This is a genomic window from Methylobacterium sp. WL18, assembly GCF_008040015.1.
Taxonomy (GTDB): Bacteria; Pseudomonadota; Alphaproteobacteria; order Rhizobiales; family Beijerinckiaceae; genus Methylobacterium; species Methylobacterium mesophilicum.
Genome location: NZ_VRVD01000644.1, coordinates 1 through 2,646 on the forward strand (window position 1 = coordinate 1; position 2,646 = coordinate 2,646).

The following is a 2,646-nucleotide window of genomic DNA, read 5'->3' on the forward strand; positions in this document are numbered from 1 at the left end:
CCCCGGAGCACGCCGCCCCGGGCGAAGCCGGTCTCGGTGACGGTCAACATCGCCACCCCCGACCCCGGCGCCTTCCGCCGTTCGGAGGCGCAGGTGACGGCGAGCCTCGCCCGCGCCGTGGCGCGAGGGCAGCGGGCGACGTAAGGGCATACCTGTTGGACAAGCCTGGAATTGGTCCTGTGCCGGGTCCGCGCATTGTCGAGACGCGGAGGCCCTGCTACGTCGTTCTCAGTGCAGTCGAGAGGAGGAGCCGATGGCTATCCTGTCCCGAGATTTCGGCGGGGTGAAGCTGTCCGGCCGCGATGCGGAGACGTTCCTGCGCCAAGTGGCCTCGAGCGAGAAGCAACAGGTTGTGCTGGCCTCGCTCGAGAGAGGGCGTAAACTGCAGCGATCGATGACCGAAACGGGCAAGGTCGCTGTCGATGCAGGAAACGACGCCGGCGGTAATTAATCATTCGCCCTATATTATTCGTCCTATGCGACAGGGCGACTGCAAAGTGGCATTTGCCCTTGCGGACGAGCGGCACAAGCCGTTGAAGATATTCTTTCGCAGAGATTCGGAGCGTGCCAGCGCTCAGCTGATCACGCAGACCTACGTCGCAGTCCCGGAGGATCCCGCGGATAGGCGCATCCTCGGCTTCATCAGCCTGATGAGCGCGGAGATCGCCTTGGGCGGGACCTACTCCGTCAAAGGAAAGCCGAGGGCTGACCGCTATCCCAGCCAGCCCGCCATTCGGATTGCCCGTTTGGCGGTTGCGGACGGTACGCGCGGAAGTGGAATCGGCCGAGATCTCCTGTCTTTGTCACTCAGCATCGCCGTCGATCGAGTTTGCACCAGCGTCGGCTGCCGCTTCCTGATCACGAACGCCAAGCAGGAATCCGTGGGCTTCTACGACAAGCAGGGCTTCACGATGCTGGATACCGACAGCAACCGTGCCTCGCCCGCGCCAGTCATGTGGCTGGACCTTCAGCCCTACGTATCAAGCTCGGGTTGAGTCGTCTGCTCACGACGGCGCGCGAGCGAGCGCCTGCACGTCGCCCCGCCTGTCACGACCGGGCGACGTGATCGCCCCTTCTCACGCCGCCTTGCTGGCCGCCGCCTCGCGGGCGCGGCTGCGGCGTCCGTCGACGCTGACCGGGGGGACGCCTTCGATGGTGACCCGGCGCACCACCCGGGGCTGGTCGCCATAATCGTCCACCGCGCGGTGCACCGTCGCCCGGTTGTCCCAGATCGCCACGTCGCCCAGCCGCCAGGACCAGCGCACCGTGTTCTCGGGCCGGGTCGCGTGGTCGGTGAAGATCGCGAGCAGGTGCTGCGAATCCGAGGTCGTGAGCCCGAGGATGCGCTGGATGAAGTGCCCGACGATCAGCGAGCGCTCGCCGGTCTCCGGATGGACGTGCACCAGCGGGTGCTCGGTCTCGTAGACGGTCCGGGTGAAGACCTCGTTGTAGCGCTGGCGGCCGGCCTCCGGGGCGTTCACGCGCCCGCCGACGTAATCGTAGACATTGGAATGCAGCGCCCAGAGCCGGTCGGCGAGGTCGCGCAATGTCTCGGGCAGCTCCGCGTAGGCCGCCGCCGTGTTGGCCCAGAGGGTGTCGCCGCCATAGGCCGGCAGGGTCACGGCCCGCAGGATCGAGATCGCCGGATAGGCCGGCACGAAGGTCACGTCGGTGTGCCAGGAACTCGCCCGCTCGCCCCGGCTGCCGTCGAGGTCGAGGACGCCGGACGTGCCGGCGAGCGACGGCACGGTCGGGTGTGGGACGAGGTCGCCGAGCCGCCGGCCGAACGCCTCCTGGCCGGCCTCGTCGAGGCTCTGGTCGCGGAAGAACACCACCTTGTGGGTGACCAGCGCCTGGCGGATCGCCGCCACCGTCCCGGCGTCGAGGTCGCCCGAGAGCGCGACGCCGCGGATCTCCGCGCCGATGCGGCCGGCGACCCGGCGGATGTCGAGGTTGGGGTGCAGCGGCTGCGGGACGGCGCTCATCGTAAGGCTCCTCGGTGGATCGGGGACGACGTACGCCTGCCGGGAAAGATCTTGCGAGATCTGCCGGAGATCAAGGTCTTCGAAGAAGCGTCCGTCGTCTTCGATGATCTTCGCCCTGGCGCGGTCGGTTGTCGATGAACGGCGTTTCCGAAGTTTCGCCCGTTTCCAAAAGACTCTTCCCGGCCGGCGGTGGCCGGCAGGACGTGCCTTCTCCGACCCCATCTCCGGGATCATCGCGCCATGGCCGACGCCTTCCACGAGGTGCTGTTTCCCCTCGACGTGTCGCTGCGCGGCAGCGGCGGGCCGCAGCGGCTCACCGAGATCGTCACGCTGGCCTCGGGGCGGGAGCACCGCAACGGCCGCTGGGCCGATTCCCGCCGCCGCTACGATGCCGGGTTCGGGGTGCGCGGGCTCGATGCGCTCCACGCCGTGCTGGCCTTCTTCGAGGAGCGCCGCGGGAGGCTCTACGGCTTCCGCTACCGCGACCGCGTCGATTTCCGCTCCGGGCCGCCCGGGCGGGCGATCGGCCCCCTGGACCAGCCGCTCGGCACCGGCGACGGCGCCACGGCGGCGTTCGCGCTGACCAAGTCCTACGGGTCCGGCTTCGCGCCCTATCGCCGGCGCATCGCCAAGCCGGTGTCCGGCAGCGTCCGGGTGGCGG

Annotated in this window: 4 protein-coding genes; 3 read left to right on the forward strand and 1 reads right to left on the reverse strand. The window is 68.7% G+C overall.

Translation table 11 applies throughout. From position 1 onward, the window contains the following. Positions 1-253: 253 nt before the first annotated feature. Positions 254-451, forward strand: a complete 198-nt coding sequence (locus tag FV228_RS26305) for a hypothetical protein (RefSeq protein ID WP_147857223.1) — start codon at positions 254-256, stop codon at positions 449-451. After that, positions 423-995: a GNAT family N-acetyltransferase gene (locus FV228_RS26310; protein ID WP_147857224.1), complete on the forward strand. Its 573-nt coding sequence runs from the start codon at positions 423-425 to the stop codon at positions 993-995. The genes FV228_RS26305 and FV228_RS26310 overlap by 29 nt, the downstream gene beginning before the upstream one ends. A gap of 81 nt (positions 996-1,076) precedes the next feature. On the opposite strand, the gene FV228_RS26315 is transcribed toward FV228_RS26310, so the two are convergent. Beyond that, positions 1,077-1,985: a TauD/TfdA family dioxygenase gene (locus tag FV228_RS26315; protein WP_147857225.1), complete on the reverse strand. Its 909-nt coding sequence runs from the start codon at positions 1,983-1,985 to the stop codon at positions 1,077-1,079. 240 nt (positions 1,986-2,225) lie between these two features. On the opposite strand from FV228_RS26315, the gene FV228_RS26320 reads away from it, so the two are divergent. After that, positions 2,226-2,646 (forward strand): DUF2460 domain-containing protein (locus FV228_RS26320; RefSeq protein WP_147857226.1); only part of this gene is annotated, 421 nt, incomplete at its 3' end.